Here is a 6,153-nt window from a genome sequence, read left to right on the forward strand (position 1 = left end):
CGCAGCGGCTGGCGAAGACGCAACCCGATTGATGTTCGCCGGCTGCCGGCAGAAAGCCGGGGATCGTCGCCAGAGGTGCGACATCCTTGGAACGCCCACGCTGCATAATTTTCCCGAGATTGCGAGCTTGCCGGAATGCAAACCTCCAGACGTGCAGCTGGCACCGAAAGATTGGCTGCCAAAATTGGCCTGAATAGAGCCGCTCCGGGGCAATCGCTCTCTGGCTTGTTAGGCACGGTAGTCTACTTGATGGTGTTGATTCCGACGGCAGTAGCCGCCCTCGATGCTCTCCAGATTCCCGCAATTTCTGGCCCTGCCACTTCGATGCTCCAAAGAGTCTTGGATATTATTCCGCAGATTCTCACAGCAGCAGCAATTTTGGCCGTAGCTTATGTCGTAAGTCAGTTTATTGGCGATTTAGTCACTAATTTACTCAATGGCTTAGGCTTCAACAATATCTTCCGTGCTTTGGGACTTCATTCCCTGCATCAGTCTACAACTGATACCACGACTGCAACTCCTCCAGTCCAAGGCGTACCGACGACTCGCGGCACCATCGTCCCTACTCCTAGCAAGCAGACTCCATCGGAAGTTGCTGGTTTAGTCGCGCGGGTCGGCGTGATGTTGGTTGCGGCTGTCGCTGCTACTGGCGTCCTCGGTATTGATTCGCTGACTCAACTGGTCAATGGCTTACTGTTGATTGCCGGACAAGTCCTCTCTGGTATCGTCGTATTTGCGATCGGTCTGTATTTGGCTAATCTAGCTTACACGGTCGTCTCTAGTTCCGGTACGCAGCAATCGCGGACGCTGGCCCAGATCGCTCGGTTGGCAATCATCGCCTTTGTCAGTGCGATGGCTCTGCAACAGATGGGGATTGCCGCTAGTATCGTCAACTTAGCATTCGGTTTGATGTTGGGTGCGATTGCGGTAGCAGTAGCAATTTCCTTCGGTTTAGGCGGTCGCGATGTGGCCTCCGAACAGTTGCGGGATTGGTTGACCGGATTCCGTGACAAACGATAATTCCAACTCGACAATTTAATACTCGATCGTCAGAAACTAGCCTTCACCGCTGGTTTCTGATTTTTTTGCGCGCGATTCTCGTTCCGTAATGCCAAAGGCAAGGCTTTGCCAACGCGTTCGCGTTCGCGAAGCGTCTGCCTGCGCAGAAGCGTTTGCCTCAGCAAAAGCGTCTGCCTGCGCACAGAGGCTCCACCAAGACTCAATGGTAATTGAGCTAAAATATGAATAACTTTTAAATTTTCTATATAGAAACAGTGGAAACTAAGACAATTAACTGTAGCGAAGCTTGTATCAACGGCTGCATTCAACCCGATCGCTGTCAAAACCAAGCTCACATCGAGTCAGCTTCTAAATTTATCAACGAAACTTCGCTAGACAAGATGCATGAAATCGCCGAGGAAGCGCGGCGCAAGAAGTTGACAGCTCCCCCTGTCTGGGTAATTCCCGATTGGCAGGATTAGCGCGATCGGTAGACCGTCAACTTGGGATGATGGTAGATCTCGACTCCTGTCAGTTTTAATTCCCACTCCGATCCGATCGATATTTCAAATAACTCAAAAATTAGCACGGATATGAACTTAGTATCACTCCAGAATCAACTGGACAACATCTCATTTGGCATCTTGCTGCTGACAATGCTGATTTATTGGGTTGGTGCTGCGTTCCCCAAAGTGCCATTGCTCCAAAATCTCGGTACTACTGGTATGGCCGTCGCCAATCTCTGTATGGCCACCCTGCTGGGTGCCAGATGGATCGAAGCTGGTTATTTCCCCTTGAGCAACTTGTACGAGTCGCTGTTTTTCTTGGCTTGGGGCGTCACGACGATGCACCTGTTTGCCGAATCCATCAGTCGGAGCGCGCTCGTCGGCGTAGTCACAGCACCAGTAGCGATGCTGATTACCGCCTTTGCCGCCTTGAAACTTCCCGATGATATGCAGGCATCGGCACCTTTAGTACCCGCCTTAAAATCTAACTGGTTGATGATGCACGTCAGCGTGATGATGCTATCTTATGCCACCTTGCTCGTCGGTTCTGTACTGGCGATCGCCTTTTTGTTTGTCACGCGCGGCCAAGAAATCGAGCTGCGGGGTAGTTCGTTTGGTGGAAGTGGTTATCGGTTGACCAGCAGTCTGGCGACTCAAACAAATCGTCTACCTGTGGCCGAGCCGCTGATGCTCTCCACTACCGATCTGGGTACGACTGCCGTCCTAGAACTGCCGACAATGACTGCAACTACTACTGCTTTGACCCCACAGCGGTTGAGCTTAGCAGACACTCTCGACAATATCAGCTACCGGATCATTGGCTTGGGCTTTCCCTTGCTGACGATTGGCATTATTGCTGGTGGTGTCTGGGCAAACGAAGCCTGGGGTTCTTATTGGAGCTGGGATCCTAAAGAAACTTGGGCCTTAATTCTGTGGTTGGTATTCGCCGCTTATCTCCACTCACGGATTACCAAAGGCTGGCAAGGCCGCAAACCCGCAATTTTAGCTGCACTGGGCTTTGTAGTGGTCTGGGTGTGTTACTTGGGTGTGAACTTGTTGGGTAAAGGATTACATAGTTACGGGTGGTTCCTGTAATATTGAGGTTAGCGATCGAGATAAATCGCGATCGCTAATTAAATTAAAATCTAAATATTTATTTGCACACAGTTAGCGGAGAGTATTATGCAAGATCGCTTTGAATCGTTGGAAAGTGGCGAAGTTATTTCAGTGCAAAACGACACCCAGGTGTTAAGCGGACATCGCACCTTTCGGGTGGGTGAGTTGAATGAATCGCTCGAAAATCATCTCAAAAGTGCGATCGCCAACTGGAACGAAGCGCACAATGGTTGGTTCAAGCCAGAAGGTGTGGAGTGTGAAGCTTTACGATTTGGTTCTCAGGGCTGGCAAAAAGGTCGAATTAGGTTGTGCCTGGAATTTTGCCCAGACGAACCTACTAAAACTGCGCAGGGCACTAGTGCTACCAGTATACCGATGGCGGGAACGCCTGCTAGTGTGGGACAAGCGATCGCGCCCCCAGTTCCGCATAACGTCGCAGTGACTACTCCAGACACCCATCCGAGCAATGTGGCGAGCGCGGCTAACCCGGTCGCTAGCTTGCCAATAGAGCCGATTGCGACCGAATCCCATCCGAACGCTGTCGCTAGCTTGCCAGTAGAGCCAGTCGCGATTAACTCCAATCCTGCCAATCCGTTGGCTGCGGCTGTCATCCCGGCTGCGGGCATTGCGGCTGTCGGAGCTGTAGCTGCTGCTGCGATGACACCTGCCGATCTCCATCCCACCGATACGCATCAACTCATTCCCCATTTTGCCGAAACGACCCTAGAACAAGAAGACCACTACAGCGAGCCGAGCATCCAGCATAGTATCGATGAAATTGCCTATGATTTTAGTAATTCTGAAGCCGAACGTGTCAGTGCTACCCCCAATGGGATGATGGAACTGGATTTGGCAGACCTCGGTCTAGATTTTTCCGATAGCGATCTGCTCGGTTTTGAAACAGGGAGCATAACGGAAAATAGTGAAGAATTTCTCAACTTATCAGATCGTAGCAAACCAGAAAATTCGGGGATGTTAATCGATGAAGTGTGGAATGAAATGAACCAAGGTAATTGGCCCGGAATCAATTAGATCCAGTCGCCAAATCGATCTTTGCTGGCTGCGGAATTAGCGATCGCGAGTATTGCTAATTCAGCCCAAAATGTAGATCGACTTGGCGATTTTTAGATCTCGATCTATCGCTCACTAATTTATGGATGTAATTCAATTAACTGGGATTCGATGTTATGGTTATACGGGCTATTTGCCAGAGGAGCGGGTTTTAGGTCAATGGTTTGAAGTCGATCTCCGCATCAGTGTGGATTTGGCACCAGCCGGACGGAGCGATCGGATTGAGGAAACACTCGACTATCGCAGTGTGATTGTCGCCGTGAAGGACATTATTGCAACTGCAAAGTTTGCTTTGATCGAAAAACTAGCCGAAAAGATCGTTACTACCGTTCTCGATTTTGACATGGTGCAACAAGTTGAGTTAAAGCTGCACAAACCTGGCGCACCAATTCCCGATTTTGGCGGCAAAATCACGCTCGAATTAATTAGGCAAAAAAATCGGGTGTTGCTGGATTGAGGGATAAAACGCACCAATAATTTATGTAGGGGTAATGCCTTGTGCTTACCCCCGCATCGATGAAGGGTACCCACAAGGGGCACCCCTACAGGAGATGGTACTACTCTAGATCGCGCTCCTTTTGACGATTGCAACTCCTTGTCTTGTCTTGACGCACACAACCGGGAGGGAACCTCCCAGTCGATGCGTCGCTGTCTCGCTATACCGTCGGGGAACAAAGGCGTGCGCGAGCCGCAACTCCCCGCTCCCCGCTCCCCGCCCAACATTCAAGTACCCCCGGCGGAAAACCGACTTATTTAACTTAAGTAAAGATCGGGATTTCCGCCCGATCGATCGCCCCTGGTATCGGGTAGGCTAGAGGTAATTGTCACTCTTTAGCATGGAATTGACGGGGCATCTATGACTGCACGATTACAGCGTCCGCTTCTCATCGGTGGACTTGGTCTTACATTTGGTTTGTGGGGTTTAGATAGTATCTCTCACAGTCTCGCGGGTGTGGGCGATTGGCTGACACTAGGCACGATCGCCGCTGGCGGCGGCTATTTGTGGTATCGTCAGCGCGGGAGTGGCACACAAATACCCCTAGCGCAGGTCGAGATCGATCGGGAATCGATCGATCGATTGTCAAAGCAGGTAGCATTAGTCATCAGTCAATTGGCAAGTGAAAGTCCGCAATCCGGGCAGATTGACTTATTTCGCCAACAACTCACCCAGGCTGAATCAAATCTAACCCGACCCGAACGGCATATTGCGATTACTGGCGGGCACCGAGTTGGTAAAAGTAGCTTGCTCCAGATCGTTACCACGACCCCAGTTCCAGCAGCGACACCACTCCGCTATACCGAAACACCAGCCTTATTTACCAGTGGTGCTAGCGGCGATACTGCCACCGCCACCGCCGAAAAATTGGCACTCAGTGCCGATTTAGTATTATTTCTCACCAATGGCGACCTGACGGCGACGGAATATAAATGTTTGAGCACGCTCGCGCAAGCCAAGCAACGCGTAGTATTGTTGCTAAATCAATCCGATCGCTATCTTCCCGACGAACGTCAGCTCATTCTCCAAAAGTTGCAAATGACGGTAGCTGGCATCGTCAACCCAACCGACATCATCGCCACGAGTACGGCACCAGCCCCGATTAAAGTTCGCAGTCTGCAAGCTGACGGAACGGCGATCGATCGCTTAGAAACACCGCCAGTGGAAATTACCAATCTCCAGCAGCAACTCAGCCAAATCCTGGCGCAAGAGGGCGAAAAACTAGTCTGGGCAAATACTTATCGCCAACTTACGGGCGTCCAAGTTGCGGCTAAATCAGCACTCAATCGGGTCAGACGCGATCGCGCTTTACCAACAATCGATCGCAATCAGTGGATCGTCGGTGCAGCGGCATTTGCCAATCCTGTCCCCGCGCTAGATTTACTGGCAACGGCAGCAGTTAACGCGCAAATGGTCGTCGATCTCGGAGCTATCTATCAGCAGAAATTCTCACTCGAACACGCACAGGCGGCGGCTGGTGCGATGGGTAACGTGATGTTGAAACTAGGATTGGTGGAACTCTGCACCCAAACAGTTGCTGGAGTCCTCAAGACTAATGCGGCAACCTATGTTGCTGGGGGATTAGTACAAGGTTTGAGTGCGGCTTATCTGACTCGGATTGCTGGTTTAACTTTGGTTGAATACCTCGAAGCTCAAGATCTCGTCACCCCAGAATCGGGACGTGCCTGGAATCTCGATCTACTCGGTAATACCCTTCAGAAGGTCTTCCAAGCCAACCAAAGAGCGGCTTACCTCCAAACCCTTGTCAAACAGGGTGTCGATCAGCTAATGCCCAATGGCACCGCCACTAGCGCAATTTAACTAGTTATAGTCGATCGATACCTTGCTCGATCTGCTGTAATCCACACTTAGTACAGAACCCATTTGCGATCTTCTGTCTTGTCGGTTTTTTTATTCGGAGGTAACCTCCGAATAAAACCGCCGCTAGTGGGGAGGGCGGGTTCG

General features: G+C 50.8%; 6 protein-coding genes. All 6 read left to right on the forward strand.

Annotation, left to right across the window (positions count from 1 at the left end; genetic code table 11):
* Positions 1 to 135: 135 nt before the first annotated feature.
* Complete coding sequence (locus RMO84_RS05545; RefSeq protein ID WP_310487480.1) at positions 136 to 1,020, forward strand: mechanosensitive ion channel; 885 nt, start codon at positions 136 to 138, stop codon at positions 1,018 to 1,020.
* 254 nt (positions 1,021 to 1,274) lie between these two features.
* Positions 1,275 to 1,481 (forward strand): hypothetical protein, encoded by a 207-nt coding sequence (locus RMO84_RS05550; protein ID WP_310487481.1) that lies wholly within the window; start codon positions 1,275 to 1,277, stop codon positions 1,479 to 1,481.
* 111 nt (positions 1,482 to 1,592) lie between these two features.
* Positions 1,593 to 2,600, forward strand: coding sequence for a c-type cytochrome biogenesis protein CcsB (gene ccsB, locus RMO84_RS05555; protein WP_310487482.1), 1,008 nt, complete (start codon positions 1,593 to 1,595; stop codon positions 2,598 to 2,600).
* A gap of 87 nt (positions 2,601 to 2,687) precedes the next feature.
* Positions 2,688 to 3,653, forward strand: a complete 966-nt coding sequence (locus tag RMO84_RS05560) for a KGK domain-containing protein (protein WP_310487483.1) — start codon at positions 2,688 to 2,690, stop codon at positions 3,651 to 3,653.
* 121 nt (positions 3,654 to 3,774) lie between these two features.
* Complete coding sequence (folB, locus tag RMO84_RS05565) at positions 3,775 to 4,149, forward strand: dihydroneopterin aldolase (RefSeq protein WP_310487484.1); 375 nt, start codon at positions 3,775 to 3,777, stop codon at positions 4,147 to 4,149.
* Between the two features lie 399 nt (positions 4,150 to 4,548).
* The gene (locus RMO84_RS05570) at positions 4,549 to 6,009 is read left to right on the forward strand and encodes a DUF697 domain-containing protein (protein ID WP_310487485.1); all 1,461 of its coding nucleotides are present in this window, start codon (positions 4,549 to 4,551) and stop codon (positions 6,007 to 6,009) included.
* Positions 6,010 to 6,153: the final 144 nt, after the last annotated feature.

The organism is Chamaesiphon sp. VAR_69_metabat_338 (genome assembly GCF_031423935.1).
Lineage (GTDB): Bacteria > Cyanobacteriota > Cyanobacteriia > Cyanobacteriales > Chamaesiphonaceae > Chamaesiphon.

What these genes read in the sequence shown, in the direction of transcription:
- ccsB (WP_310487482.1), top strand. Translation starts at nt 1,593, where the DNA reads ATGAACTTAGTATCACTCCAGAATCAACTGGACAACATCTCATTTGGC.
- RMO84_RS05545 (WP_310487480.1), top strand. Translation starts at nt 136, where the DNA reads ATGCAAACCTCCAGACGTGCAGCTGGCACCGAAAGATTGGCTGCCAAA.
- RMO84_RS05570 (WP_310487485.1), top strand. Translation starts at nt 4,549, where the DNA reads ATGACTGCACGATTACAGCGTCCGCTTCTCATCGGTGGACTTGGTCTT.
- folB (WP_310487484.1), top strand. Translation starts at nt 3,775, where the DNA reads ATGGATGTAATTCAATTAACTGGGATTCGATGTTATGGTTATACGGGC.
- RMO84_RS05560 (WP_310487483.1), top strand. Translation starts at nt 2,688, where the DNA reads ATGCAAGATCGCTTTGAATCGTTGGAAAGTGGCGAAGTTATTTCAGTG.